Here is a 236-nt window from a genome sequence, read left to right as displayed (position 1 = left end):
TATCACTCGAGCCACTTTTGATACGGTTTTACAACCGCAGGCACCTCTGGATTTGCGTCAACGGTTCGAAGAAGTAGTCATGTGTACCTTTGAGGCTATTAAAAATAACTTGCGTCAATCGAAAACTCTTTCTGAGCTACGTGACACCCTCCTCCCCAAACTCCTCTCCGGCGAGCTGACGGTTCCCGATGCCGAAGCACAATTGGCCGAGGTGGCCGATGCTTGAGATCGCCTCA

General features: G+C 50.8%; 1 pseudogene. It reads left to right on the top strand.

The annotated features are described in order from the left end of the window. Positions 1 to 226 (top strand): annotated as a pseudogene (locus Q5762_RS39640) (hypothetical protein); the annotation flags it as partial. Between the last annotated feature and the right edge of the window lie 10 nt (positions 227 to 236).

This window comes from Streptomyces sp. P9(2023), assembly GCF_032436795.1.
GTDB lineage: Bacteria > Actinomycetota > Actinomycetes > Streptomycetales > Streptomycetaceae > Streptomyces.
The sequence above is the reverse complement of the archived record's forward strand: the minus strand, read 5'-3'. Positions and strand labels throughout refer to the sequence as shown.